The organism is Polaromonas sp. P1_A2, assembly GCF_056406895.1.
Map to the genome: position 1 here is coordinate 272,077 of NZ_JBFTZI010000004.1, position 26,971 is coordinate 299,047.

The 26,971-nt window shown below is 67.5% G+C and carries 16 protein-coding genes; 4 read left to right on the top strand and 12 right to left on the bottom strand.

Going from position 1 to position 26,971, the window contains the following annotated elements:
* Positions 1-70: 70 nt before the first annotated feature.
* Positions 71-841 (top strand): 16S rRNA (adenine(1518)-N(6)/adenine(1519)-N(6))-dimethyltransferase RsmA, encoded by a 771-nt coding sequence (rsmA, locus tag AC1D09_RS17340; protein ID WP_477662190.1) that lies wholly within the window; start codon positions 71-73, stop codon positions 839-841.
* 248 nt (positions 842-1,089) lie between these two features.
* On the opposite strand, the gene AC1D09_RS17345 is transcribed toward rsmA, so the two are convergent.
* From AC1D09_RS17345 to AC1D09_RS17395, 11 genes are all read right to left on the bottom strand, one after another.
* Positions 1,090-1,539, bottom strand: a complete 450-nt coding sequence (locus AC1D09_RS17345; protein WP_477662191.1) for a barstar family protein — start codon at positions 1,537-1,539, stop codon at positions 1,090-1,092.
* 53 nt (positions 1,540-1,592) lie between these two features.
* The gene (locus AC1D09_RS17350) at positions 1,593-1,970 is read right to left on the bottom strand and encodes a guanyl-specific ribonuclease (RefSeq protein WP_139201092.1); all 378 of its coding nucleotides are present in this window, start codon (positions 1,968-1,970) and stop codon (positions 1,593-1,595) included.
* 216 nt (positions 1,971-2,186) lie between these two features.
* Complete coding sequence (locus AC1D09_RS17355) at positions 2,187-4,505, bottom strand: NADP-dependent malic enzyme (protein WP_477662192.1); 2,319 nt, start codon at positions 4,503-4,505, stop codon at positions 2,187-2,189.
* 244 nt (positions 4,506-4,749) lie between these two features.
* Positions 4,750-5,466 carry an ABC transporter ATP-binding protein gene (locus AC1D09_RS17360; RefSeq protein ID WP_477662193.1) on the bottom strand — a complete coding sequence of 239 codons (717 nt, stop codon included), beginning with the start codon at positions 5,464-5,466 and terminating at the stop codon, positions 4,750-4,752.
* Positions 5,459-6,244, bottom strand: a complete 786-nt coding sequence (locus AC1D09_RS17365) for an ABC transporter ATP-binding protein (RefSeq protein ID WP_477662194.1) — start codon at positions 6,242-6,244, stop codon at positions 5,459-5,461. The genes AC1D09_RS17360 and AC1D09_RS17365 overlap by 8 nt, the downstream gene beginning before the upstream one ends.
* Entirely contained in the window at positions 6,241-7,212 is a 972-nt protein-coding gene (locus AC1D09_RS17370; RefSeq protein ID WP_477662195.1) for a branched-chain amino acid ABC transporter permease, read from the bottom strand. Before AC1D09_RS17370 ends, AC1D09_RS17365 begins: the two co-directional genes overlap by 4 nt.
* Before the next feature lies 1 nt (position 7,213).
* Positions 7,214-8,086 (bottom strand): branched-chain amino acid ABC transporter permease, encoded by an 873-nt coding sequence (locus tag AC1D09_RS17375; protein ID WP_477662196.1) that lies wholly within the window; start codon positions 8,084-8,086, stop codon positions 7,214-7,216.
* Positions 8,087-8,188: 102 nt separating this feature from the next.
* The gene (locus tag AC1D09_RS17380; RefSeq protein ID WP_477662197.1) at positions 8,189-9,361 is read right to left on the bottom strand and encodes an ABC transporter substrate-binding protein; all 1,173 of its coding nucleotides are present in this window, start codon (positions 9,359-9,361) and stop codon (positions 8,189-8,191) included.
* A 220-nt stretch (positions 9,362-9,581) separates the two neighbouring features.
* Positions 9,582-10,565, bottom strand: a complete 984-nt coding sequence (locus AC1D09_RS17385; protein ID WP_477662198.1) for a PDR/VanB family oxidoreductase — start codon at positions 10,563-10,565, stop codon at positions 9,582-9,584.
* A gap of 116 nt (positions 10,566-10,681) precedes the next feature.
* Complete coding sequence (locus tag AC1D09_RS17390) at positions 10,682-11,443, bottom strand: GntR family transcriptional regulator (protein ID WP_477662277.1); 762 nt, start codon at positions 11,441-11,443, stop codon at positions 10,682-10,684.
* A gap of 22 nt (positions 11,444-11,465) precedes the next feature.
* Positions 11,466-12,560: an aromatic ring-hydroxylating dioxygenase subunit alpha gene (locus AC1D09_RS17395; protein WP_477662199.1), complete on the bottom strand. Its 1,095-nt coding sequence runs from the start codon at positions 12,558-12,560 to the stop codon at positions 11,466-11,468.
* A 151-nt stretch (positions 12,561-12,711) separates the two neighbouring features.
* On the opposite strand from AC1D09_RS17395, the gene AC1D09_RS17400 reads away from it, so the two are divergent.
* Entirely contained in the window at positions 12,712-13,827 is a 1,116-nt protein-coding gene (locus tag AC1D09_RS17400; protein ID WP_074580226.1) for a 5-methyltetrahydropteroyltriglutamate--homocysteine S-methyltransferase, read from the top strand.
* Positions 13,828-13,855: 28 nt separating this feature from the next.
* Here AC1D09_RS17400 and AC1D09_RS17405 read toward each other — a convergent pair whose 3' ends face one another.
* On the bottom strand, positions 13,856-14,092 hold the full coding sequence (locus AC1D09_RS17405; RefSeq protein WP_477662200.1) for a DUF2061 domain-containing protein: 237 nt from the start codon (positions 14,090-14,092) through the stop codon (positions 13,856-13,858).
* A 321-nt stretch (positions 14,093-14,413) separates the two neighbouring features.
* Between AC1D09_RS17405 and AC1D09_RS17410 the strand changes: the two genes are divergently transcribed.
* Both AC1D09_RS17410 and AC1D09_RS17415 read left to right on the top strand, forming a co-directional pair.
* Positions 14,414-16,141: a ShlB/FhaC/HecB family hemolysin secretion/activation protein gene (locus AC1D09_RS17410; RefSeq protein WP_477662201.1), complete on the top strand. Its 1,728-nt coding sequence runs from the start codon at positions 14,414-14,416 to the stop codon at positions 16,139-16,141.
* A gap of 27 nt (positions 16,142-16,168) precedes the next feature.
* The gene (locus AC1D09_RS17415) at positions 16,169-26,890 is read left to right on the top strand and encodes a YDG domain-containing protein (protein ID WP_477701153.1); all 10,722 of its coding nucleotides are present in this window, start codon (positions 16,169-16,171) and stop codon (positions 26,888-26,890) included.
* The last annotated feature ends 81 nt before the right edge of the window (positions 26,891-26,971 follow it).

Consider the following 26,971-nt stretch of genomic DNA (forward strand, 5'->3'; position numbering starts at 1 on the left):
CGCTGCGCCTGCAGCCCGGCAAAGCCGGTTCCGCGGCCCCTGCTGGTTTAGTGGGTAAGGCCGCTGCATCGTGAAACACATCCCTCGCAAACGCTTTGGCCAGCATTTCCTGACCGACCAGGGCATCATTGAAGGCATAGTCCAGGCGATCGCGCCGCGGCCTGGTCAGGCTGTGGTCGAAATCGGGCCCGGGCTGGCCGCCCTGACGCAACCCCTGGTCGAGCGCCTCGGGACGCTCACCGTGATTGAACTGGATCGCGACCTGGCCCGGCAGCTGCGCGAGCATCCCCAGCTCAACGTGGTCGAGTCCGACATCCTCAAGGTGGATATCCATGCGCTGGCGGGCACCACCTGCGCGCCGGGGCAAAAACTCCGGGTTGTCGGCAACCTTCCGTACAACATCTCCACACCCATCTTGTTTCACCTGCTGGGCGCCGTGGACGTCATTGAAGACCAGCACTTCATGCTGCAAAAGGAAGTGATAGACCGCATGGTGGCCACGCCTGCCACCGGCGATTACGGCCGGCTCAGCGTGATGCTGCAGTGGCGCTACGCCATGGAAAATGTGCTGTTCGTGCCGCCGCAGAGCTTTGACCCGCCGCCGCGCGTGGACAGCGCTGTGGTGCGCATGGTGCCGCATGCGGTGCCGCCGGCGCTGGATGCCAGGCTGCTCAGCGAGCTGGTTCAGGTGGCTTTCAGCCAGCGCCGCAAGCTGCTGCGCCACACGCTGGGCCAGTGGCTGGCCGCGCGGGGCTTTGGCGGGACCTTTGACGTGCAGCGCCGCGCGGAAGAGGTGCCGGTCGCCGAGTACGTGGCGCTGGTGCAGGCGCTGCAAGCCTGAACGCCAATTTCCGGCATAAAAAAAGCCCGTCATCGACGGGCTTTTTTGCGGGCGCCATCGGCGCCCATTTCCATTTGGTTTACTTCAAGCAGCGGCGAGCCAGTAACCCGCGTTAAACGGGCTGCTCATACGCAATGCCAGAGGTGACACGTCTACCAGTTTGTCGGTAGGCATGACTTCTTCACCTTCTGCAACTGCTTGCTGGGCCTCATTCGCCCGATCCCCTTGGCCGATGTCTGGGGAGCGGGCTACAGAAAAGAATAGAAGCATCTGAACGGTATCTTGCGATCCGCCCAGTAGTCCGAGGCATCCCGGAAGATGTCGAGCAGCTGCTCGCGCGCTTCCTTGTCAAATTTGGCGTTGGCCGGAATCTGCTCGAGCACGACGATGAAGCCGGGCTGCGGGCCCGACTTGTGGACCAGGTCCGTCATGCAGTCGTACAGCGCGTCGAAATTCTTGCCGAAGTGGGCCGGGAAGGTGTATTGCGCCGCAATCATGTCCAGCACGTCCTGCTTGCTCTGGGCATTGCCCAGGTTGGCATACAGGAAATGCTGGTTCAGCTGCGTCGCGGCGTCCTGCAGGTCCTGCACCCGGAAGGCGCGTATGGATTGAACGATATTGGGCCGCACGCCGCGCAAGGGCGTTTCGCCGTCCTTGCGTACCGGCGTCTCGTGGTCCCGACGAAGTGGTGTATCCATCTCCGCTACTCTTTCTCTGAAGTCAAAAACTCGTAATAACAACCACGGTTCATTTACTGAACAATTCTGCGAAAACTCGCATAGTGGTCGTCGGTGTAATAACAGGCATCCGGGGCGGTGGGTTTCAAGCCGCCACAAACAATGCGCCGGGCTCCCCGGCTGCGTTCATTGGGCGTTCGGACGGTGTATTCGCGGTAGTAACCGCGACGGTTGGCCGGAAGAAGTCGCTCCCGGTTGCCAAACACCACGCCGTCCTTGTCATGCCTGAACGGCCCACCCTGGTAAATCAGCGTCATCATGTCGCGCCCTTGCGGGGGCAATTGGGCCGCTGCGATCGTGCCGACCGGCGCCGGTGAATCCGCGCCCTTGGCCTGCACCACGCTGGGGATCAGCCCGCTCAGGCTGGTTGCCAAGACCAGCAGGCCGGCCATTCTGGCTGCCTGCCGACGTCCCCACCCATTGCGCAACATGAAAAAGAAGCCTTTCCTGAACCCAGGGTCCGCCCGCCGATTTCGGGTTAACCCTTAAATTTCAAGAGAGCTAGTTTGCCGCAAGTGGCCGGAAAACGCAAGTGGCTGCTGAAAATTTAGGCAGTAAAGACAGGGCTTCTTGCCTAAATAAGTTAGTGCTGGCTATCTAATTGGGGCTTATCGGGCCGCGTTGGCGTCGGCTACCGTGAGGGCCGTCATGTTGACGATGCGGCGCACCGTGGCGGTGGCGGTCAGGATGTGCATGGGTTTGTTCGCGCCCAGCAGCACGGGGCCGATCGCGATGTTGCCGCCGGCCGCCGTTTTGAGCAGGTTGTACGAAATATTGGCCGCATCAATATTGGGCAGCACCAGCAGGTTGGCCTCGCCGGCCAGCGTGCTGTTGGGCATGATCAGGCCGCGCGCGTCGGCATCCAGCGCCATGTCGCCGTGCATCTCGCCGTCGACTTCCAGCCAGGGCGCTTTTTCGCGCAGCAGTTCCAGCGTGCGGCGCATCTTCAGGGCGCTGGGCAGGTTGGAGGAGCCGAAGTTCGAGTGTGACAGCAGGGCCGCCTTGGGCTTGATGCCGAAGCGCATCATTTCCTCGGCCGCCATGGTGGTGATCTCGGCGAGCTGCTCGGCCGTCGGGTCGCAGTTGACGTGCGTGTCGAGCAGGAAGACCTGGCGATTCGGCAGCAGCAGGCCGTTCATGCAGGCATAGGTGTTGACGCCCTCGCGCTTGCCGATGACCTGGTCCAGGTAGTCCAGGTGGTGGGCCGTCGTGCCCCAGGTGCCGCAGATCAGGCCGTCCACGTCGCCCTTGTGCAGCAGCATGCCGGCGATCAGCGTGAGGCGGCGGCGCATCTCGATCTTGGCGATCTGCACGGTGACGCCGCGGCGCTCCATCATGCGGTGGTAGGTCTGCCAGAAGTCGCGGTAGCGGTGGTCCTGCTCGACGTTGACCACGTCGTAGTCGAGCTCTTCCTTCAGGCGCAGGCCGAATTTTTCGATGCGCTGGGCGATGATGGCGGGCCGGCCTATCAGCGTCGGCCGTGCCAGGCCCTCGTCCACCACGATCTGGCAGGCGCGCAGCACGCGCTCTTCCTCGCCCTCGGCATAGGCCACGCGCTTGCGGCTGGCGGCCTTGGCGGCCGCGAAGATCGGCTTCATGACCGTGCCCGAGGCGTAGACAAAGCTCTGCAGCTTGTCGCGGTAGGCGTTCATGTCCTGGATGGGCCGCAGCGCCACGCCGCTGTCGGCCGCCGCCTGCGCCACCGCAGGCGCGATCTTCATCATGAGGCGCGGATCAAAAGGCTTGGGAATCAGGTATTCGGGGCCGAAGGCCAGCTTCTCGCCCACATAGGCAGCCGCCACGACTTCGCTCTGCTCGGCCTGGGCGAGTTCGGCGATCGCATGCACGGCCGCGATTTCCATCTCGACGGTGATGGTCGAGGCGCCGGCGTCCAGCGCGCCGCGGAAGATATAGGGAAAGCACAGGACGTTGTTGACCTGGTTGGGGTAGTCGGTGCGGCCGGTCGCCATGATGGCGTCGTCGCGCACGGACTTGACGTCCTCGGGCGTGATCTCGGGATTCGGATTGGCCAGCGCCAGGATGATGGGCTTGGCCGCCATCTTGGCGACCATGTCCTTCTTGAGCACGCCGCCGGCCGACAGACCCAGGAAGATGTCCGCGCCCGCGATCACTTCGCCGAGGGTGCGCGCGTCGGTCTTCTGCGCGAACTGGATCTTGTCCTCGTCCATCAGCTCGGTGCGGCCTTCATAGACCACGCCGGCGAGATCGGTCACGAATACGTTTTCGCGCTGTATGCCCAGCTTGAGCAGCAGGTTCAGGCAGGCCAGCGCCGCGGCGCCCGCGCCGGAGGTTACCAGCTTGACCTGGCCGGGGCCCTTGCCGACCACCTTGAGCGCATTCAGCACCGCCGCGCCCACGGTGATGGCTGTGCCGTGCTGGTCGTCGTGGAACACCGGGATCTTCATGCGCTTGCGCAGCTCGCGCTCCACATAAAAGCAGTCGGGCGCCTTGATGTCTTCCAGGTTGATGGCGCCGAAGGTCGGCTCCAGCGAGGCGATGATGTCGACCAGCTTGGCCGGGTCTTTTTCGTCGATCTCGATGTCGAACACGTCGACGCCGGCGAACTTCTTGAACAGCACGCCCTTGCCTTCCATGACCGGCTTGGAGGCCAGCGGGCCGATGTCGCCCAGGCCCAGCACGGCGGTGCCGTTGGTCACCACGGCCACGAGATTGCCGCGGCTGGTGTACTTGAAGGCGTTGTTCGGGTCCTTGACGATCTCTTCGCAGGGCGCGGCGACGCCGGGGGAGTAAGCCAGTGCCAGGTCGCGCTGGTTGGTCAGCTGCTTGGTTGCCGCGATGGCCACCTTGCCGGGGGTCGGAAACTCGTGGTATTCAAGGGCGGCGCGGCGCAGTTCAGCGCGTTTTTCTTCACGGTCGGCGGGCGTCGCGGCGGTGGGTGTCGGCATCAGCAGGGTCTCCAGCGGAAACGGTCGGGCGACCGTCAATTTCTTGTAAGGGTCTGGATTGTAGGCCGTTGGACGGGAAAACCCTAGTAAGTGAATCTACGCAAAAAGGTGCTTCGCTTTTGACTTTTCAGCATGGAAAGCCGCGTTGCCGCGAAGCTGGTTCACGATAACAGCGCGTAGATGTTTTTTGGGCGCTTTAAGCGCGAAATACTGAACGGAGCGGCCGGGCGCGCAGCCCGTCCGTTCAACGCGCCACGCCCAGCAAATGGTTCAGGCGCTCGGGCTGCTCGCGCAGCGCCTGGGCCGTGCCCGTGTGCACCACCATGCCGCGGTCCAGCACCACGGCGCTGTCGGAAATCGCCAGGATGGCCTGCGGGTGCTGCTCCACGATGATGGCGCTCAGGCCCTCCTCGCGCGTGATGCGGCGTATGGCGCGCAGCAACTCCTCCACGATGATGGGCGCCAGGCCTTCCAGCGGTTCGTCGAGCAGCAGCAGCCTGGGATTGAGCACCAGCGCCCGGCCCACGGCCAGCATCTGCTGCTCGCCGCCCGACAGCTGCGTGCCCAGGTTGGCCTTGCGCTCGGCCAGGCGCGGGAACATGGCGTACACGCCATCCGGGTTCCATTTGCCGGGCCGCGCCACCGCCGTCAGGTTCTCGTGCACCGTCAGCGACTTGAAGATGTTGCGCTCCTGTGGCACCCAGCCTATGCCGCTGGCCGCGCGTTCGTGCGAGGGCAGCTGGTGCAGCGCGACCATGGATGCGCCCGCGCCGAAGGAGATGGTCCCGCCGTGCTGGCGCGTCGCGCCCGCCAGGGTGTTGATCAGCGTGGTCTTGCCGGTGCCGTTGCGGCCCAGCAGCGCGAGCGTCTGGCCTTCGCCCAGCGTGAACGAGACCTCGTGCAGCACCACCGCCTCGCCGTAGCCGGCGCGCAGTTTGTCGACCTTGAGCAACTCAGCCATGGGCCACCTCCCCATGCTCCTCGCCATGGCCCAGGTAGACCGCCTTGACCTGCGGGTCGGCGGCGATCTGCTCGGGTGTGCCCTCGGTCAGCAGCGTGCCGTTGACCAGCACCGTCATGGTGGTGGCGAAGCTGAACACCAGGTCCATGTCGTGCTCGATCAAAAGTACCGAAACGTCAGCGGGCAGCGCGGCCACGGTTTGCAGCAGCTCCTCGCGCTCGCCGGCCGGCACGCCCGCCACGGGTTCGTCCAGCAGCAATACGCGCGGCTCGCAGGCCAGCGCCACGGCGATCTCCAGCAGGCGGCGCTTGCCGTAAGCCAGCACGCGGGTCGGCTGGTCCATCACCTCCGTCAGGTGAAACTGTTCCAGCAACTGTTCGCAGCGCTCGGCCACGGCCCGGTTGCGGCCCAGCGCCTGCCACCATTTCGCGCCCAGCCCGGCCTGCTGGGACACGGTGAGCGCCAGCGTCTGCAGCGGCGTGAGCGAGTCAAACAGCTGGTTGATCTGGAAGGTGCGCACCATGCCGCGCTTGACGCGCTGGTGCGGCGCCAGCCGCGTGATGTCCTCGCCCTCGAGGAAGATGCGGCCCTCGGTGGGTTGCAGCACGCCCGTCAGCAGGTTGACCAGTGTGGTCTTGCCCGCGCCGTTGGGCCCTATCAGCGCATGGCGCGCGCCGCGCCGCAGGTTCAGGCTCACATTGTTGGTGGCGGTGATGCCGCCGAAACGCATCACCAGGCCTTGCGCGGACAGCACCGCGTCCTGGACCGGCGCGCTCATGGCCGGCCCCCGCGCCGCGGCAGCCAGGTCCAGGGCCGGACCAGGCGCTCGCGGCCCACCAGCACCAGCACCACCAGGAAAAGGCCTATCCAGAAGGTCCAGTACTGCGGCGTGATGGACGAAAGCGCGTCCTGCATCAGCTTGAACACAATCGCCCCGGCCACGCCGCCATACAGCCAGCCCACGCCGCCCACCACCAGGATCAGCAGCACGTCGGCCGAACGGTGGAATTCGAATAAATCCAGCGAGGCGAAGCCGGTGGTTTGCGTCAGCAGCGCGCCGGCCGCGCCCGCCACGCCGGCCGCCACCGTGTAGACCACCGCCAGCCGGGACGCGACCGGGATGCCGATCGCCATGGCACGCAGGCGGTTGTCGCGTATGGCCTTGAGCGTCGCGCCCAGCGGCGAATGCACCAGGCGGCGCATCAGCACAAACAGGACCAGCAACACGGCCAGCGAGTAATAGGCGCCGGTGCGGCCCGAAAGATCGAACTCGAAGCGGCCCAGCAGCGGGCCCATGACCACGCCTTGCAGGCCGTCGGCGCCGCCCGTCAGCCAGTCCAGCTTGTTGGCCAGCTCCAGCAGGATCAGCGCCACGCCCAGCGTCACCATAAGCCGGGTCAGGTCGCTGCCGCGCAGGATGGTCAGCGAGCAGACCGCGCCCAGCAGCGTGGCGGTGGTGACGCCCACGGCCAGGCCCAGCAGCGGGTCGGGCATGACCAGCTTGGCGAACAGCGCCGCGGCATAACCGCCTATGCCGAAGAAGGCCGCATGGCCCAGCGAGACAATGCCGGTGTAGCCCAGCACCAGGTCCAGCGACACGGCGAACAGCGCGACGATGGCGATCTCGTTGATGAGGGATGCGTGGCTGGGCATCAGCACCGGTGCGGCGAAGGCGATGAGCCAGAGCACTGGCTCCCAGGGTTTCCAGCGGCTGCTTTTGAGCAGCGATGTCTGGGTGTTGCTCATGCTATTTGCCTCCCTTGCGCACAAAGAGGCCCTGCGGCCGCCAGATCAGGATCACGATCATCAGGCTGTAGACGATAAAGGCGCCCAGCTTGGGGATGTAGTACTTGCCCGCCACGTCGGCGATGCCCAGCAGCAGCGCGGCCAGCAGCGGCCCGGTGATCGATGAGGTGCCGCCCACGGCCACCACGATCAGGAAATAAATCATGAACTTGAGCGGAAAGCCCGGGTCCAGGCCCAGCACCTCGGCGCCCAGCGCGCCGCCCAGGCCGGCCAGGCCTGAGCCCACGGCGAAGGTCGAGAGGAACACGATGTTGACATTGATGCCCAGGCCGGCGGCCACGCGCTGGTCGTCCACCGACGCGCGCAGCCGGCTGCCGAAGCGCGTGCGCGCCAGCAGGTATTGCAGGCCCACCGTCAGCGCCGCGCAGACCGCGATGATGAACAGCCGGTAGTGGCCCATGCCCAGCATCCAGGCGCCGCTGCCGATCTCGGTGCGGCCCTTGAGCCATTGCGGCAGCTGCACGATCTGCTGCGTCGAGCCGACGAAGTAGTCCACGCTGGCCACCGCCATGAACACCAGGCCTATCGAAAACAGCACCTGGTCCAGGTGCGGCTTGTGGTAGAGCGGCCGGTACAGCGTGCGCTCCAGCACGCCGCCCAGCAGCGCCGAGCCGATAAAGGCCAGCGGCAGGCACAGCAAAAAGGGCACGCCGAAATGCTGCATCAGCAGCACGGTGATGTAGCCGCCGGCCATGGCGAAGGCGCCGTGCGCAAGGTTGATGAAATTCATCAAGCCCATGGTCACCGCCAGGCCCACCGCCAGGATAAACAGCAGCATGCCGTAGGCGATACCGTCAAAAAGAAGCGTCAGCATGGGTCGATTCTGGATGTTTGCTCCCTCCCCCGCTGGGGGAGGGATGGGGTGGGGGCCGGACGGCGCTTGTGTCCTGGCCTCCCCACGCGAAGGATGGCGTGCTTACTTGGCTTTGCCTGGATCTTTCACGTCCTTGATCACGTCAAATTCCACGTTGTAAAGCTGGCCGTCCTTCTTCTCGACCTTGCGCAGGTAGACGTCCTGCACGATGTCGCGCGTCTGCGCGTCGATGAAGATCTTGCCGCGCGGGCTTTCAAACAGCTGGCCCTTCATGGCCGCGAGCAGCGCGTCGCCGCCGCCCTGGCCCTTGCTGGTCTTGAGTGCTTCATAAATCACGCGCATGCCGTCATAGCCGCCGACGGCCATGAAGTTGGGACGCAAGCCCTTGTTGGCCTTGGAAAAAGCCTCCACAAACTTCTTGTTCACGGCTGAAGGGTGTGCCGCCGAGTAGTGGTGCGAAGTCACCACGCCCAGCGCGCCGTCGCCCATGTCGTTGAGCTGGTCGTCGTCCGTCACGTCGCCGGTGGCGATCAGCCGTATGCCGGCCTTGTCCAGGCCGCGCTCGAGGAACTGCTTCATCACCGCGGCGCCGGCGCCGGAAGGCACAAAGACAAAGAGCGCGTCGGGTTTGTTGTCCCGCACCTTTTGCAAAAAGGGCGCGAAGTCCGGGTTGCGCAGCGGCACGCGCAGCGCGTCGGTCACTTCACCGCCGTTGAAGGTCAGGCGGTCCTTGAAGAATTTTTCGGCGTCTATGCCGGGGCCGTAGTCGGACACCAGCGTGACCACCTTCTTGATGCCGTTCTTGGGTGCCCAGTCGGCCAGCGCGACCGAGACCTGCGGCAAGGTGAAGCTGCTGCGCACGATGTAGGGCGAGGCCTGCGTGATGCTGGAGGTCGCCGCCGCCATCACCACCATGGGCGTCTTGGACTGCGTCGCGATGGGCGCGGTGGCCAGGGCCGAGGGCGTGATGCCGAAGCCGGCCAGCACATTGACCTTGTCGTTGACCACCAGCTCCTGCGCCAGGCGGCGCGTGGTGTCCGGCAGCGAGGTGTCGTCCTTCACGATCAGCTGAATCTTCTTGCCCGCCACGGTGTCGCCGTTTTGCGCCATATAAAGCCGCGCGGCCGCCTCGATCTGCCGGCCGGTGGTGGCCTGCTGGCCTGTCATCGGCAGGATCAGGCCTATCTTGAAGGTGTTGTCCTGGGCCAGCACGGGGCCGGCGGCAAGTGTGGCGGCCGCCAGCGCGGCGGCGGTAAGAAAGCTACGTTTTTTCATGTTTGTCTCCTGGTGATTTTTCAGTGCTTGCCGCTGCGTCCCGGCATGCGGCCGCAAAACGCTGCGAGTCTAGTATGAGTGCGGTATCTGCACAAATGTTCTTTATGCGAACACCCTTGGCGTTCATTCTGTCGCGGGTCATCCCCTGGTTTGATGCCTGTTCATCGACGTTGCGCGATCATCGCGCGCATGGCCCGGTGATCGCACACAAGTTGCCTTGTCAAAGGTCGGGCCGGTAGGAAGAATCGAGCGTCACCGAGCCGACCACGCGTGAGACACAGGCGCACAGCCGCGTGTTCCCCTGTTTCTCATGCTCGCTCAGAAAAACGTCGCGGTGGTCGATCTCGCCGTCCAGCGCCAGCACGTCCAGCGTGCACAAGCCGCACTCGCCGCGCTTGCAGTCGGACACCGCCTCCACGCCGGCCAGCTCCAGCGCGTCCAGCAGGCTGCAGTCGGCCGGCACGGTGATGTCAAGCGCATGGCGCGGAATTAGCACCCGGAAGGCCTGCGGCGCAAAACGGCCGCTGTTGCCGAAGGTCTCATAACGCAGGTCGGTCGCCGGCCGGCCCGAGGCCTCCCAGGCATGGCGCGCCGCATCCAGCATGGGCACGGGGCCGCAGACATACATTTGCGCGCCCGGCGGCAAGGCCGCGATCTCGGCGGCGAAGTCGATGCGCGCGTCGACGGCCGCATGCAGCCGCAGGCCCAGGCAGGCATGCAGTGCCTGGCCGTAAGCCAGCTCGGCTTCGCTGCGCACGCCGTACAGCATACGCAGCGGCCGGCCCGATGGCGCGCAGCGCCCGGCCAGCGACTGGGCCATGCCCAGCAGCGGCGTGATGCCTATGCCGCCGGCCACCAGCAGGTAGGCCGGCGCATTGAGGTCCAGCGGGAAATGGTTGTGCGGCCCGCTCAGTTGCAGCCGGTCGCCGGCGGCCAGCTGCCACATCGCGCGCGAGCCGCCGCGGCCGTCGTCCAGCCGCTTGACCGCGATGCGCCAGCTTTGCCCGTCGGGCTCGCCGACCAGGGAATAGGAGCGCTGCTGCGGCCTGCCGCCCACCAGCAGCTGCACCTGCAGGTGGCTGCCGGGTTCATGGCGCGGCACGCCCTGCCCGTCGGCGGGGCGTATGCGGAACTCGCGCACGGTGGGCGTGAGGTCTTCAAAAGAATCAATGACCGCGTCGGTCCAGCTGGAATTTGCTTTCATTTAGTTTTCCGTGGTCTCTTTAGTCTCTTCAATTCACGGGCCGACGTGGAACCGGCTTTGCCGGGCCACAGGCGGCGCCCCCTTGGGGGGAGACGGCCGCAGGCCGCTTCGGGGGGTCATTTCTTCCGGATAAGGCGTACGCCCGGCATCTGGTCCAGGTTGTGGCTGGCCACGGCGGCGCGCAGGTTGCGCTGGGCCAGGCGCGAGTGCTCGCGCATGATGGCTTCGGCGCGCGAGCCTTCCCGCTGCTCGATGGCGTCCAGCACCTGGCGGTGCTGGTCCTGCGCCACGATGAGCATGTCGCGCGCGCGCGGCGAGTTGGCCTGCACCACCACAAAACCCGAGGCCGAGGCAAACGGCAGGCTGGAGACGCGGTCCAGTTCTTTCGCGATCACCTCGCTGCCCGCCATCTCGCTGAGCAGCGCGTGAAAACGCTCGTTGAGCGCCACATAGTCCGAAAACGCCTCGTCGTTCAAGGCCGGCTGGCTCAGCACAGCGTCGATGCGGTTCAGGCATTCGCGCGCTTCGCCCAGCACCACCGTGGGCGCGCCGCGCTCGGCCGCCAGCCGCGCCGACAGGCCCTCAATCGTGCCGCGCAGCTCGATGGCTTCGGACACATCGCGTTCGGAAAAAGTACGCACCGCAAAACCGCCGTTGGGCAGCGATTCCAGCAGGCCTTCCTGCTCCAGCCGCATCAGCGCGGCGCGTATCGGCGTGCGCGAAACGCCCAGCTTTTCGACAATGGACAGTTCGGCGATGCGTGCGCCGCCGGGCAGCTCGCCCGCCAGGATCATCTCGCGCAGCTGCAGCTGCGCCCTCACCTGCGCGCTTTCCAGGCTGTTGTTGGATGCGGCGGCTGGGTTGGCGGCGTTGGCCATAGGGAGTGCTTTCACCATGGGTTCAGGCCGCCAGGCGGATGGGAATCACGGGCGCGGGCGGCGCCTCCTGCGCAATCATGCGGTCTATCAGGCGCCTGGCCCACATGGAGCCGGCATCGATGTTGAGGTTGTAGAACTGGTGGTCCGGGTGCTCCTCGATCGCGACCTGCTGGGCCTCCAGCACATGCTCGTCCTCGCGGAAGATGCCGGCCACGCCCTCGCGCAGCTGGTGCGTCAGGCGCTGCTCACCCAGGCAGTAGTTGCGCGCGAAGGCCCAGAAGTAGTGGCAGCTGCCGTCGGTCTCGGGCGTCACGGTGTTCAGCACAAAGCCGTTGACGCCCTTGCTGCGGTCGCCCGGCTGCCCGTCTTTGGGCGGCGCGCCCGAGCCGGCCTCGGCCACACCGACGTCGATGTTCACGGTGCAGGGTGCTTCGAACCGGATGATCTGCCAGCGGTCCACCTTGCCCTTGTAGCCGCGCGCATGCTCGATCTGCCCGGCCCAGAAGGGCGGTGCGTCGATGTTTTCCATCCAGCGCGTGACGGTGGCCGTGCGGTCGCCATGCGTGGCCACAAAGGGCGCCTCAGCCACCGCGCGCTGGCCGATGCTGGAGCCGTGCACAAAGGTCTCGTGGGTCAGGTCCATCAGGTTGTCCACCACCAGGCGGTAGTCGCACTTCACGGTGATCAGCTTGCCGTCGCCGGCCCAGGCCGGGTCGTCGTTCCAGTGCATGTCGGGCACCAGCGCCGGGTCCGCCTTGGCCGGGTCCCCTGGCCAGATCCAGACGAAGCGATGCTTTTCCACCGCCGGGAAGGCGCGCACGCAGGCCGAGGGGTTGAGGGTTTCCTGGCTGGGCATATGGGTGCAGCGGCCCTGGGCGTTATAGACCAGGCCGTGGTAGCCGCAGGTCACTTCGTCGCCGTCCAGCGAACCCATGGACAGCGGCAGCAGCCGGTGCCAGCAGGCATCCTCCAGCGCAGCCACCTGGCCGTCGGTGCGGCGGAACATCACGAGCTTTTGTTTGCAGATGGTGCGCGCCAGCAGCTTGCGGCCGACTTCAACGTCATAGGCGGCGGCATACCAGGCGTTGAGCGGAAAAGTGGGTTTTTTGGCATCCATGGATACTCAATGTATACATAAATAGCCAAAAAGCCAAGTAAAAGGCCAAAATTCAGGATAAATCAGGAGTTGTTGTATTCAATGAGGCTGTTTCCAGCTGGAATACCATGGTGCCTGTATCTGCAAATTCGCCAACTCCGGAGACTTTCCCATGACCGCCAAACTACCCGCCCGTTATGACCATGTCGGCAGTTTTCTGCGCCCGCAATACCTGCTGGAAGCCCGCGAGCAGAAAGCCAAGGGCCAGATCACGCCCGAACAGCTGCGCAAGGTTGAAGACCAGGCCATCACCGAAATCGTGAAGTTCCAGGAAGACGTGGGCCTGAAAAGCATCACCGACGGCGAATTCCGTCGCACCTATTTCCACATCGATTTCCTGGAGCAGATCGGCGGCGTGAAGACCGACATCCCGGTCACCATACAGCGGCCCGACGGCAGCATGGAACTGGCGCCGCCCGTGATGCGTGTGATCGACAAGGTGCGCCACGTGAAGGACATCCAGCTTGCCGACTTCCAGTACCTCAAAAGCCAGGTCAGCGCGGGCAACACGCCCAAGGTCACGATTCCCTCGCCCACCATGCTGCACTTTCGCGGCGGCCGGGCCGGCATCAGCAAGGAGGCCTATCCCGAGCTCGAGCCGGATTTTTATGACGACGTGGCCAAGGCCTACGGCGACGAGCTGCGCAGCCTGGCCGCGGCCGGCTGCACTTATGTGCAGATGGACGACACCAACCTGGCCTACCTCTGCGACGAAAAAATGCGCGAAGCGGCGCGCCAGCGCGGCGACGACCCCAACGAGCTGCCGCACCGCTACGCCAAATTCATCAACAAGGTGGTCGCGCAAAAACCCGCCGGCATGACCCTGGCCATGCACCTGTGCCGCGGCAACTTCAAGAGCACCCACGCCGCGGCCGGCAACTACGAGCCGGTGGCCGAAGCGCTGCTCAAGGAGATGGACCTGGACGCCTACTTCCTTGAGTACGACGACAGCCGTAGCGGCGACTTCCGGCCGCTGCGCTACCTGCCCAAGGGCAAGACCGTGGTGCTGGGCCTGGTCACCACCAAGTTCGGCGAAATGGAAAGCAAGGACGACCTCAAGCGCCGCATCGAAGACGCCGCGAAATACGCGCCGCTGGAGCAGCTCGCGCTGTCACCGCAGTGCGGTTTCAGCAGCACGGTGCACGGCAACAACATCGCCGTCGAGGCGCAGCGCAACAAGCTTCGCTTGGTCGTGGAGACCGCACGTGAAGTCTGGGGTACGGCCTGAGCCGTAGTCCCCGGCCAGACTGAGTCCGCTAGGCGCCCATCGCCACGGGCGCGGCCGCGCGCTGGCCGCCCCAGCGCTGCCAGGCTTTTTCATGGAAGAAAAAGGCAAAGGCCTGCACGGTCGGCTCCAGCAGGCTGAGCGTGATCGCCAGCAGAAAGCTGCCGGTCACCGCATAGGCGACCAGCGCGGCCACCGTCACGTGCACCACGTAATAGCTGGCGGTTTTTTTCAGGGTGGGCAGGTTGGCGCGTACAAGTTCAGTCATCAGCCTCTCCTTTGAAATAGCTAAAAGCGATTGATTCTCCATCAATGGTAGAGATTGACTAATCTTTTGGCCAATTGATTGGGCCTAAACAATCCATAGCGCCTGGGCCTGCAAACAGTTCGCGCAGCGGCATTTTTACAAATTGCAACATTTCGGGGGCCGCTTCGCCGCCTGGCCCGGTCGACATCAAAAAAGTGTGAAAAAACAAACAGATACGCGCTAAAACTGCGTCCGAAACAGGGAAACTGTTGGACAGAGTGAACCCAAAAGACTACAACCTGCTTACAACATTTTGTTGCAATCTGGCTTAAGGGTTTGCGCTTGTCCCTTCCTCATGTTTCACTGCGCCAGGCCTCGGCCTGGTTTGTATGGGCTGCCTGCGCCGCCGGGGCTGCGCCTGCGCTGGCCCAGTTGCGGCCGGATGCCGGCACCCTGCTGGAGTCTCCGGGGCCTCTGCCCCAGCTGCCGCCGCGTGGCGAGCCGCCGCTGGAACTGCGGCCACCCCAGGCCACGCCGCCCGCCCCCGGCGCGGCGCGCATCACGCCGGCGGCCTTCAGCTTCACCGGCAACACGGTGTTCTCCAGCGAGCTGCTCGTTGCCCTGCTCGCGTCCCGCCTGAACCAGCCCACCGACATGGCCGGCCTGAGCGAAGCGGCCAACAGCGTCAGCGCCTACTACCGGCAAAAGGGTTACCTGCTCACGCAGGCCTATTTGCCTGAGCAGGCCTTCGCCGCCCAGGGCGGCAGCGTCACCATCGCCATCCTCGAAGCGCGCGTGGGCCGCGTCACGGTGCGCGTGGAAGGCTCCGGCATTTCACAGGCCTTCGCCGAAAGTCTGGTGGCCGGCCAGCTCAAGACGGGCGACGCCGTCACCGAATACGCGCTCGACAAACCCGTGCTGCTGCTGCGCGACCTGGCCGGCTTCGAGGCCGCCGCGACCGTCCAGCCCGGCGAGCGCCTGGGCCAGGCCGATGTGCTGGTCACCGTGCAGGCCAAGGGCCCGCGTATTGACGGCTCCGTCAGCATCGACAACCACGGCGCACGCACCGCCGGCGCAGTGCGCGCCGTGCTCAACGCCAATATCAACAACCTGCTGGGTCGCGGCGACGTGGTGGCATTGAGCGCCCAGCACAGCGACCAGGCCGGCTCCACCCTTTACCGCCTGGGCTACACCTTGCCGGTGGGCGCTTCCGGCACGCGGCTGGGCCTGAGCCTGGCGCGGCTCGATTACGCGCTGGGCAAACAGTTCGAAGCGCTGGGCGCCAGCGGCAGCGCCGACATCGCCGGCGTCAGCCTGTCCCAGCCGCTGCTGCGCGGGCGCGGTGCCAATCTTTACGGCTTCATCAGCGCGGAACACAAAAAGCTGGTCGACGAAACCCGCACGCCCGCGCTCAAAAGCGAGCGCAAAGTCCAGGCGCTCAGGCTGGGCCTGGCGGGCAACTTTGTCGACGATGCGATGGGCGGCAGCGGCCTGAACAACTATGCCCTCAACCTCACTTTCGGCCGCCTCACGCTCAATGCGGCCGACCAGGCCCTGGACGACGGCCTGGGCGGCCTGCGCACGGCGGGCGGCTTCAGCAAGCTGAACCTGGAGTTCCAGCGCTCGCAGTTTTTCGATGCGCCCTACAGCGTTCACCTCGCGGCCCAGGCCCAGCTCGCCTCGAAGAACCTCAGCTCCGCCGAAAAAATGGTGCTGGGCGGGCCCAACGGCGTGCGCGGCTACCCGGTGGGCGAAGGCGTAGGCGACACGGGTTTCCTGCTCAACCTGGAGTCGCGCTACCAGTTCCCGCAAGCGCCCTGGGGCGAGCCGCTGACCTTGCTCGCCTTTTACGACTTCGGGCGCGTGCACTTCAACCGCAACGGCGCCACCGTGCCCGGCAACACCAACACCTTGAGCCTGGGCTCCTTCGGCGTGGGCGCCACGCTGGGCCGGCCCGGCAAGTTCCTCATCAAAAGCTACCTGGCCTGGCGCACCACGCCCGCGCAACCCTCCACCGGCGACCCGGACCGCGCACCGCGCGCCTGGCTGTCGGCCCAGACCTGGTTTTAGTACACCCCTTCATTCCGAATGCCCATCATGAGCACCACCGCATCCAGCACCCACGCCGCCTACCGACCCTGGGCTGTGCGTACCGTGGTGGTCAGGATCTCGCGCAAGCTGCGCGCCACCTACCGCATCCGCAGCGGCCGCCGCCTGTCGCAGCTGCTTGCAACGCTGCTGGCCGCCGTTTCGCCCTGGGCTACCGCCTTGCCCGAAGGCGCGCAAGTGGTGGCCGGCCAGGCCAGCGTCAGCACGCCCTCGGCCAATGCCATGGTGGTCAACCAGGCCAGCGACAAGGCCGTGCTCAACTGGCAAAGCTTCAACATAGGCGCCGGCCAGTCCATGCAGTTCGTGCAGCCCGGCGCATCGTCCGTCGCGCTGAACCGCGTCATCGGCAACGGCGCCTCTTCCATCTTCGGCTCGCTCAGTGCCAACGGCCAGGTCTTCCTGGTCAACCCGTCGGGCGTGATGTTCGCGCCCGGCGCGCAGGTCAATGTGGGCGGCCTGGTCGCCTCCAGCCTGGACATCGGCAACGGCGACTTCATGGCCGGGCGCTACAGCTTCAGCGGCACGGGCACGGGCGCCGTCAGCAACTACGGCAGCATCAATGCCGCGCGCGGCGGTTATGTGCTGCTGGCCGCGCCGCAGGTCACCAACGCCGGCGCCATCAGCGCCGAGGCTGGTTCCGTCGGCCTGTTGGCAGGCTCGCGTGTGTCGGTTGACGCTTCAGGCGCGGGCCTGGTGCGCTTCTCGGTGGACGCTGCGGCCGCGCAGGCCGCGATCAACAACAGCGGCAGCATCACGGCCGCGGGCGGCCAGGTCGCCGTGCTGGCCAGCGCCATGGGCGACGCAATGGCCACCGTCATCAACCAGTCCGGCGTGATACGCGCCAACTCGGCGGTGGAGCGCAACGGCACGATTGTGCTGAGCGGCGGCGGCACCGGCGTGGTCCATGTCTCGGGCACGCTGGACGCCAGCGGCGCGGCGGCAGGCCAGAGCGGCGGCACGGTGCAGGTGCTGGGCGACAAGGTGGCGCTCGACAGCGGCGCTTCCATCAATGTGTCCGGCGCCGCGGGCGGCGGCACCGCGCTGGTGGGCGGCGATTACCAGGGCTCCAATGCCGCCGTGCAGAACGCCTCGCGCACCTACATCGCGGCGGGCGCCACGGTGCGTGCCGACGCAACCGACAGCGGCAAGGGCGGCAAGGTAGTGGTCTGGGCCGATGGCGACACCCGCCACAGCGGTGCCATCAGCGCGCGCGGCGGCGCCAACGGCGGCGATGGCGGTTTTGTCGAGGTCTCGGGCAAACAGCAGCTGGACCTGCACGGCAGCGTTGACGTGGCCGCGCCGGCCGGCAGCGGCGGACGCGTGCTGCTGGACCCGCAGGACATCCTGCTCAACGCCTCGGTCCAGCCCTCGCCGCCCAACAATGCCGACGGCACGCCCGATGTGGCTTTCGCCGACCCACCGGCCGCGAGCACCTACACCATCCAGGTCGCCGACGTCACCGGCTACAGCGAGCTCTACCTGCAGGCCACGAACAACATCACGCTGGCCAATGCGCTGGCCATGACGGCGGGCAACAAGGTCCGCTTTGAAGCCGGCAACACGATTGCCTTGAATGCCGCACTGACGGCCTCCGGTGGCGTGAATCTCTCAGGGGCCAGCATCACCAGCACGGCGGCCGGCACCATCACCACCACCGGCGCGGCCAACACCAATGCCGGCAACGTCACCCTCAACGCCACCGGCATCATCAACCTGGCCGGCGCCATCACCGCCACCGGTGGTGCGGCCAGCGCCGGCAACCCGGGCCGCAGCGGCGGCGCCGTCAGCATCACAGGTGCGGGCGTCACGGTTGCCGCCATCACGGCCAACGGCTCCGCCGGATCGGGCGCGGGGCAAACCGGCGGCGCCGGCGGCAACATCGGCATTACCTCCACCAATGGCATCAGCGCTACCGGCACCCTCACGGCCAGCGGCGCCAGTGGCGGCGCCGGCCCTTCGGTGGGCGGCAACGCGGGCAGCATCAGCGTGGCCAACAGCGGCGCCGGCAATATCGCCATCGGCGCGCTCACCGCGAGCACCGGCAATGCCGTGACCACAGGCGCGGGCGGCACGGCCGGCAGCATCTCGGTCACCAACAGCGCCGCCGGCGCCAGCCTGGGCACCGGCAACATCACCACGACCGGCGGCGCCAACGGCGACGGTGGTTCGGTCACGCTCAACTCTGCCGGTGCGCTGAGTGCGGGCACTGTCACCAGCAGCGGTGGCGGGACGCTGGCCAATACCTCGGGCCGCAATGCCGGCGCGATCAATATCACGGCAGCCGGCGCCATCACCGCGCTGGGCGCCGTGGCGGCCAGCGGCACCGGCGCCAACACGGCCGGCAACGGCGGCAATGCGGCCGCGGTCTCCATCACCGCGACAGGCGGCATCGCCGGTGCGGCCATTACCGCCAGCGGCGGGGTCGGTGCGGGCGCCAGCGGAACGGGCGGCAACGCCGGTGGCATCACAGTCGGCAACAGCGGCAGCGGCAACATCGTGACGGCGGCATTGACAGCTCAAACCGGCGCGGCCACAGGCACCGGCGTCGGCGGCACGGCCGGCAGCATCAGCGTCACCAATAACGCGGCCGCCGGCAACCTCAACACGGGCGCCATCAACACCGCGGGCGGCCCGGGCGGCAACGGCGGCGCGGTCGCACTGGCCTCGCAGGCCGGCGTCACCGTGACCGGCACCTTGAACACCAGCGGCACGGTGCTGGCCGCGGGCACGCGCGCCGGCAGTAATGCCGGCAACATCACGATCACCGGCGTGGACCGCTCAGTCACCGGTGCCATCACCGCCAGCGGCAGCGCGGCCAACGGCACCAACCAGGCCGGCGGCAATGCCGGTGTGGTCGGCATCACCGGCAGCGGCACCCTGGGCGTTGCCGCGGGCATCACGGCCTCCACGGGCGCAGCCACCGGAACAGGTGCGGGCGGCACGGCCGGCAGCATCACGCTGAGCGGCACGGCCGTGACCACGGGCGCGCTGACCACCACGGGCGGCGCCAACGGCGACGGCGGCAATATCAGCGCCACCTCAACGGCCGGCGTGCTGACGGCGGGCGCCGTCAGCACCAGCGGCGGCGTGGCCAATGCGGGAACGAGCGGCCGCAACGCGGGCACCGTCACGCTGCAGGCCACGGATGGTTTGCTGACCGGCACAACGGTCACGGCCAGCGGCACCAGCGGCACGCTGACAGGCGACCAGGCCGGCGGCAATGGCGCTGCGATTTCGATCACCGGCAATAGCGGCATCACGGTCACCAACCTGGCCGCCAGCGGCGGCGCGGCGGCCGGCAGCAACGCGGCCGGCGGCAATGCCGGCAGCATCACGCTCACCAACAGCGGCAGCGGCAATATCAGCACCGGCACCTTGGCCGCGCAGACCGGTAACGCGCTGGGCACAGGTACGGGCGGCACGGCGGGCAGCATCAGCGTCACCAACACGGCCGCAGCGGGAACACTGTCCACGGCCGCCATCACCACCACAGGCGGCGCCAAGGGCAATGGCGGCAATGTCAGCCTGTCGGCGCTGGGCCAGGTGTCCGTGTTGAACAACAACATCAACACCAGCGGCGGCGCCACGGTCAGCGGCCTGGCCGGCCGCAATGCCGGCACGGTCACCATCAGCGGTGCCGGCCTCAACATGGGCACAGGCACCATCACGGCCAGCGGCGGCGCGGCAGCGGCCACGTCCAGCCAGAAGGGCGGCAGCGGCGCGGCCATCAGCATCACTAGCACCGATGCCGTGACCACCGGCGCCCTCAGCGCCAGCGGCGGCGCGGGCGGCACCACCAACGGCGACGGCGGCGATGCCGGCAGCATCAGCGTACAGAACAACTCCGCCACGACTGGCGCGATCGCGCTGGGTGCGCTCACGGCGCGCACCGGCGCGGCGATGGGCACCGGCGCGGGCGGCGCGGCCGGCAGCATCAGCGTGAGCAACAGCGCGGCCGGCGCCAACCTCAGTACCGGCGCCATAGACAGCAGCGGCGCGGCGGGCGGCAACGGCGGTGCGGTCACGCTGGCATCGCAGGCCGGGGTGACGGTCGCCGGCACGCTGAACACCAGCGGCACCGTGCTGGCCGGCGGCACCGGCGCCGGCCGCAATGCGGGCAATGTCACGATCACGGGCGTGAACCGCTCGGTCACCGGCCTGGTCACCGCCAGCGGCAGTGCGGGCCTGGGTACCAACCAGGCTGGCGGCAATGCCGGCGTGGTCGGCATCACCGGCAGCGGCACGCTGGGCGTCGCCGCGGGCATCACGGCTTCGACCGGTGGCGCCACCGGCACAGGTGCGGGCGGTGCGGCCGGCAGCATCACGCTGAGCGGCACAACCATCACGGCCGGTGCGCTGACCACCACGGGCGGCGCCAACGGCGACGGCGGCAATATCAGCGCCACTTCAACGGCCGGCGTGCTGACGGCGGGCGCCGTCAGCACCAGCGGCGGCACGGCCAATGCCGGCACCTCGGGGCGCAATGCAGGCACCGTCACGCTGCAGGCCACGGGTGGTTTGCTGACCGGCACCACCGTCACCGCCAGCGGCACGGCAGGCACAGCCGCTGGCGACCAGGCCGGTGGCAACGGCGCGGCGATTTCCATCACCGGCAACAGCGGCGTCACGGTCACCAACCTGGCCGCCAGCGGCGGCGCAGCGGCCGGTACCAACGCGGCCGGCGGCAATGCCGGCAGCATCACGCTCAACAACAGTGGCAGCGGCAACATCAGCACCGGCACCCTGGTCGCGCAAACCGGCAATGCGCTGGGCACGGGCGCGGGCGGCACGGCGGGCAGCGTCAGCGTCACCAACACGGCGGCAGCAGGAACGCTCTCCACCGCGGCCATCACCACCACAGGTGGCGTCAAAGGCAACGGCGGCAATGTCAGCCTGTCGGCCCTGGGCCAGGTGTCCGTGCTCAACAACAACATCACCACCAGCGGCGGCACCACGGTCAGCGGCCTGGCCGGCCGCAATGCCGGCACGGTCACCCTCAACGGCGCCGGCGTCAACCTGGGCACAGGCACCATTACCGCCTCGGGCGGCGCGGCTGCGGCCGGCGCCAATGAAAAAGGCGGCAGCGGCGCAGCTGTCGGCATCACTTCCAGCGGAACGGTCACCACGGCGGCCATCACCGCCAACGGCGGCGCGGGCGGCACGACCAACGGTGACGGCGGCAATGCCGGCAGCATCAGCCTGGCCAACACGGTGGCCGGCAATGTCACCACGGGCGCGCTCACCGCGCAAAGCGGCAATGCGGCGGGCACCGGTGCCGGCGGCACGGCCGGCAGCGTCAGCGTGAGCAATGCCGCGGGCAACCTCACGACGGGTGCGATCTCCACCGTGGGCGGCACCTCGGGCCTGGGCGGCAATGTCAGTATTTCCGCCGCGAGCGGCACCGTGACGGTAGGCGGCATCGCCACCTCCGGCGGCGCCGCCACCGGCACGGCCAACGGCCGCAATGCCGGCACTGTCGATATTTCGGGGGCCGGCGTCAGCACGGCCGCCATCTCGGCCAACGGCAGCAATGGCAGCGGCACGGGCGCGGGCGGCAACGGCGGCGCGATCACCGTGAACTCCACGGCGGCCATCAACAGCAGCGGCACGCTGAACACCATAGGCGGCAACGGCGCGGGCGCCGGCCAGGCCGGCGGCCAGGGCGCGGCGGTGTCGCTGGTGTCCACAGGCGGCAATCTCTCGGTTGCCGCCATCACCACCAGCGGCGGCAACGGCGGCACGGGCGTGGCGGCGGGCGGCAACGCGGGCGGCATCACGCTCGATGCGGCGGGCGCCACGCCCACCATCACGCTGGCCGGCGGCCTCACGGCGCTGGGCGGCAGCCAGGCCGGCGGCGCGGTCTCGGGCGCCGGCGGCGCGATCCGCATCAAGGACGATGCCCTGCTCAACGCGGCCAGTATCACGCTGGACTCGCGCGGCGGCAATGCCGGCGCGGGCGTAGGCGCCAACATCCAGTTTGACGGCGCCGTCAACAGCCAGGCTTCGGGCCGCGCGCTGGTGCTGCAATCGGGCAACGGCGACGTGAGCATTGCCGGAACCACAGGCGCCGGCCTGGCCCTGTCGGCGCTGACCGTGACCGCCAACGACATCGCCGTGGGCGCCATAGGCGGCGCCTCGGCGGGTGTCACCGGCGCCACCTCGCTGACGGCCACCACCAACGGCGCCGACACCGGCGACATCAGCCTGAACGGCGCGCTCAACGTCAACGCGCTGACAATGACGGCGGGAAGCGCCCTCACGCAGACCAGCGCCATCAAGGCCAGCACCGCCACCCTGACGGCCGGCGCCGGCAACAACATCACGCTGAACAACGCCGGCAACGATTTCACCGGCGCGGTGACCGTGGTCTCGGGGCTCAACGTCAGCCTTGCGGACGCCAATGCGCTGGCGCTGGGCACCTCCACCGTCTCGGGTACGCTGGACGTGAACACGGCGGGCGCCATCACACAAAGCGGCGCCCTTACCGTGACCGGCGCCACCACGCTGGCGGCCGGCGCTGCCAACGACATCACGCTGGCCAATGCCGGCAACAATTTCTCCAGCGTCGCCGTCACCGGCGGCAACAACGTTTCGCTGCGCGACAGCAACGCCATCGTCCTGGGTGCTTCCACGGCCAATACCAGCCTCACGGTCGTGGCCGGCGGCGCCATCAGCCAGACCGGCGCCATCACAGCGCCCACGCTGGTGGCCAAGACGCTGTCCGCGGGCACGGCGAACATCACGCTGAACAACGCCGGCAACGAGGCCGCCAGCGTGGACCTGCGCGCGCGCAATGCCGCCGACATGGCCAATGCCGCCGGCGCGATTGCCTACCGCGACGCCACCGGCTTCGACGTGGCCGCGGTCAACACCACGGGCGCGCTGGCGCTGCAGTCCAACGGCAACATCACCCAGTCGGGCGCCGTGACGGCCGCTTCGCTGGCGGTGGCCGGCACCGGCGCCGGTTCCTTGAACTTCGGCAGCTCGGCCAATGCCATCGCCGCGCTGAACGGCATCACGGCGGCCGGCGGCTTCGCGCTGAACAACGGCAACAACGGCGTGACGCTGACGGGCAACCTCGGCACCACCAACGGCGCGGTGTCCATAGACACCGGTACCGGCAGCTACACGCAGAACGCGAACATCGACGTGACCGCCGGCAGCGGCCCCATCACCATCACGGCCGACACGGTCGCCATCGCCGCGAACACCGGCAACAACGCGCTGGCCACCAGTGGCGTGCTCACGCTCAAGGCCAAGACCGCGAGCCGCGCCATGTCGCTGGCCGGCGCGTCTGGCTTTGACCTCACGGCCGCGGAAATCACCGCCTTTGCCACCGGCGCCACCGGCCCCATCGTCATTGGCGATACGGCCAGCACCGGCGTGATGACCATAGGCGGGCCGGTCGCCCTGGCCGGCAAGACCCTGACGCTCAACGCCGGCTCCATCACCGACGCGGGCGTGCAGACCATCACCGCGCAGAACGTCTCGCTCAACGCCAACGGCCAGATCGGCACGGACGCCAGCAACGGCATCGACGTGGCGGCCACCAGCCTCAGCGTCAACACCACGGGCAATGCCAACGCCTTTGTACGCAGCGCGGGCGCCATCAACCTGGGTGTGGGCGGCACGGCCTCCAATGTGGGCAGCGGCACGCTGGACCTGGTGGCGGCGGGCGCGGTCACCCAGACGGCGGGCACGGGCAACGTCACGGCCGGCACGCTCAAGGTCAAGACCCTGGTCAACGCCGGCGGCGCCATCACGCTCAACAACGCCGGCAATACCAATACCGTCATCAACCTGCAGTCGCGCAACGCCGCGGACACGGCCAATGCGGCGGGTGCCATCCAGTACGGTAGCGCCGCCGGATTTGACGTGGCGGCACTGGCCACCACAGCCAACGCCACCTTGTCCGCCGGTGCTGCGGTCAGCCAGTCGGGCGCCATTGCCGCCTCCGGGCTTGCGCTCACGGGCACGGGCGGCTACACCTTCGCAAACGCAGGCAACGCCGTCACGACACTTGCCGCCAATGCCGGCAGCGTGGACTACAAACAGGCGGGCGCATTGGTGGTGGGGACGGTAGGCGCCACGGTGGGCGTGACGGCCGGTGGGCCGGTCAAGATCGAAACCACCGGCGCGGCCTCCAACCTCACGCTGAACAACGCCGTGAGTTCTTCCGCCACCGGCGATGCCGTGGTCCTCAAGGCTGGCAGCTCCAATGCGGCCGGCGTCAGCACCGGCGGCCAGCTCATCAACAACGTGGGTGCGGGCGGCATTGTGGCCGCCTCCGGCCGTTACCTGGCCTACAGCGGCGACCCGGGTACCACGCTCGAGGGCGTCACCGGCTACAGCAAGCGCTACAACAGCGATGCGAGCTATGTGCCGGCCGGCGGCGCCAGCACCTTCCTCTACCGCATCGCACCGACCCTGACCGTCACGGCCGACAACAAGACCAAGGTCTACGGCGACAGCAACCCGCTGCTGACCGGCGTGGTCGGCGGCCTGATCGACGGCGACACCGCCGCCGGCGTGGGCGTCGGCTACAGCACCACCGCGGTCGACAGGACGGCCGTGGCCGCCGGCCCGGTGGCGATCACCGCGGGCGCCACCAACAACGAAAACTACACCCTGGCCCTGACCAACGGCGCCTTGACCATCACGCAACGCGCCCTGACGGTCAGCGCCACGGGAAGCAACAAGGTTTACGACGGCGGCACCACTGCCGGCGTGACCCTGTCGGACAACCGGCTGGCCGGCGACGTGCTCAGCGCCAGCAACACTTCCGCCGCCTTCCTCGACAAAAACGTGGGCATCGCCAAGACGGTCAACGTGAGCGGCATCAGCATCAGCGGCACGGACGCCGGCAACTACAGCGTCAACACCACGGCGGCCACCACGGCCGATATCACGCAGCGCGCGCTGACGGTCAGCGCCACCGGCCAGAACCGGTTTTATGACGGCGGCACGGTTGCCACCGTCACCTTGAGCGACAACCGGGTTGCGGGCGATGTGCTCAGCGCCAGCAACACCGCTGCCAGCTTCGCCGACAAGAATGTGGGAACCGGCAAGGCTGTCAGCGTGAGCGGCATCGGCATCAGCGGTACCGACGCCGGCAACTACAGCGTCAACACCACGGCCGCCACCACGGCCGACATCACGCAGCGGGCCCTCACGGTCAGCGCCACCGGCCAGAACCGGGTTTATGACGGCGGCACGGTTGCCACCGTCACCTTGAGCGACAACCGCGTTGCGGGCGATGTGCTCAGCGCCAGCAATACCGCTGCCAGCTTCGCCGACAAAAATGTGGGAACCGGCAAGGCCGTCAGCGTGAGCGGCATCGCCATTACCGGCACCGATGCGGCTAACTACAGCGTCAACACCACGGCCGCCACTACGGCCAACATCACCCAGCGCGCCCTCACGGTCAGTGCCACGGGAAGCAACAAGGTCTACGACGGCAACACCACCGCCGGCGTGACCCTGACGGACAACCGCGTCGTGGGTGACGTGCTCAGCGCCAGCAACACGGCCGCGAACTTTGTTGACAAGAACGTGGGAACCGGCAAGGCCGTCAGCGTCAGCGGCATCGGTATCAGCGGCACCGACGCCGGCAACTACAGCGTCAACACCACAGCGGCCACAACGGCCGACATCACACAGCGCGCCCTCACTATCAGCGCCACGGGAAGCAACAAGGTCTACGACGGCGGCACCGCCGCCGGCGTGACCCTGACGGACAACCGCGTGGCTGGCGACGTGCTGACCGCCAGCAACACGGCCGCGAATTTTGCCGACAAGAATGTGGGTACGGGCAAGGCCGTGAGCGTCAGCGGTATCGGTATCACCGGCACCGATGCGGGTAACTACAGCGTCAACACCACGGCCGCAACCACGGCCAATATCACGCAGCGCACCCTCACGGTCGGCGCCACGGCGCAAAACAAGGTCTATGACGGCGGCACCACCGCTGTCGTCACGCTCAGCGACAACCGCGTTGCCGGCGACGTGCTGAGCGCCAGCAACACGGCCGCCAACTTCACCGACAAGAACGCGGGCGCCGGCAAGACGGTGAATGTGGGCGGCATCGCCATCACGGGCACCGACGCCGGCAACTACAGCGTCAACAGCACGGCCGCCACCGCGGCCACCATCACGCCGGCCTCGATCGCGAACGTCATCGGCATCACCGCCGCCGACAAGGTGCAGGACGGCACCACGGCCGCCACGCTGGCGACCGGCGCCGCCGCATTTACTGGCCGCATTGGCACGGATGTGCTCACGGTGGGCACGGCGACCGGCAATTTCGACACCCCCGCCGTCGGCAGCGGCAAACCCGTCAGCATCACCGGCATCACGCTGTCGGGCGCCGACGCCGGCAACTACGTGCTGCTCAACACCACGGCCGCCAGCACGGCCAGCATCACGCCGGCGCCTGCCAATATGGCCGAGCGCAGCGGCGACGCGCGCATGGCCAATGGAACGGCGTTGCCGGTGCTGGAGGCCGATGACAGTCGCGAACAGGCTTTCCGCCGCTCGGCCGGCATACGGCCCGCGACCGAGCTGGCCGGCGCGGCGCAAACGCCGGCTTTCAGCCTGGCGGGTTTTCCCGATACACGCAGCCCCGACGGCCCGGCCCAGGCCGATTGCACGGGCGCGGGCAGCCGCGTGGCCTGCCTGGCCGACCCGGTGGAAGCAGGCCAGGGGCAGTAAACGGCGCCGTCCGGCGCCGCTTTTCTTTTCCGGCCTGTTTTGGCGGACAGAAATGGCTGCCCGGGCGCCATTTCCGGCGGT

Bases quoted from the DNA above. Each gene is read 5' to 3' on its own strand.
- AC1D09_RS17345 (WP_477662191.1), bottom strand. From the start codon at position 1,539: ATGGATACACCACTTCGTCGGGACCACGAGACGCCGGTACGCAAGGAC.
- AC1D09_RS17350 (WP_139201092.1), bottom strand. From the start codon at position 1,970: ATGGCCGGCCTGCTGGTCTTGGCAACCAGCCTGAGCGGGCTGATCCCC.
- AC1D09_RS17355 (WP_477662192.1), bottom strand. From the start codon at position 4,505: ATGCCGACACCCACCGCCGCGACGCCCGCCGACCGTGAAGAAAAACGC.
- AC1D09_RS17360 (WP_477662193.1), bottom strand. From the start codon at position 5,466: ATGGCTGAGTTGCTCAAGGTCGACAAACTGCGCGCCGGCTACGGCGAG.
- AC1D09_RS17365 (WP_477662194.1), bottom strand. From the start codon at position 6,244: ATGAGCGCGCCGGTCCAGGACGCGGTGCTGTCCGCGCAAGGCCTGGTG.
- AC1D09_RS17370 (WP_477662195.1), bottom strand. From the start codon at position 7,212: ATGAGCAACACCCAGACATCGCTGCTCAAAAGCAGCCGCTGGAAACCC.
- AC1D09_RS17375 (WP_477662196.1), bottom strand. From the start codon at position 8,086: ATGCTGACGCTTCTTTTTGACGGTATCGCCTACGGCATGCTGCTGTTT.
- AC1D09_RS17380 (WP_477662197.1), bottom strand. From the start codon at position 9,361: ATGAAAAAACGTAGCTTTCTTACCGCCGCCGCGCTGGCGGCCGCCACA.
- AC1D09_RS17385 (WP_477662198.1), bottom strand. From the start codon at position 10,565: ATGAAAGCAAATTCCAGCTGGACCGACGCGGTCATTGATTCTTTTGAA.
- AC1D09_RS17390 (WP_477662277.1), bottom strand. From the start codon at position 11,443: ATGGCCAACGCCGCCAACCCAGCCGCCGCATCCAACAACAGCCTGGAA.
- AC1D09_RS17395 (WP_477662199.1), bottom strand. From the start codon at position 12,560: ATGGATGCCAAAAAACCCACTTTTCCGCTCAACGCCTGGTATGCCGCC.
- AC1D09_RS17400 (WP_074580226.1), top strand. From the start codon at position 12,712: ATGACCGCCAAACTACCCGCCCGTTATGACCATGTCGGCAGTTTTCTG.
- AC1D09_RS17405 (WP_477662200.1), bottom strand. From the start codon at position 14,092: ATGACTGAACTTGTACGCGCCAACCTGCCCACCCTGAAAAAAACCGCC.
- AC1D09_RS17415 (WP_477701153.1), top strand. From the start codon at position 16,169: ATGAGCACCACCGCATCCAGCACCCACGCCGCCTACCGACCCTGGGCT.